Annotated in this window: 1 protein-coding gene; it reads left to right on the top strand. The window is 43.1% G+C overall.

Features of this window, described 5'->3' with window-relative positions:
- Window positions 1-43: 43 nt before the first annotated feature.
- The coding region (locus V6260_RS19345; protein WP_341595629.1) for an aldo/keto reductase at window positions 44-211 on the top strand (168 nt) is incomplete at its 3' end.

The raw sequence follows: 211 nt of genomic DNA on the forward strand, positions 1-211 counted from the left end.
CAATGATGTTACAAACGCTAAACACTATCGCCCTGAAGCATGAATGTGTTTAGGCGGACTAGCAGCTCGTAACGGTTTTAACACTATTTCTAGCGATGCAGAAATTCTAACAATGTTAAATGCTGCATGGGACGCAGGCTTACGGCATTATGATACTTCTCCGTTGTATGGTTTGAGTCGAAGTGAAAGGCGCTTTGGGGACTTATTACGT

The sequence above is a fragment of the Pseudoalteromonas aliena genome, from assembly GCF_038155085.1.
GTDB classification, from domain to species: domain Bacteria; phylum Pseudomonadota; class Gammaproteobacteria; order Enterobacterales; family Alteromonadaceae; genus Pseudoalteromonas; species Pseudoalteromonas aliena_A.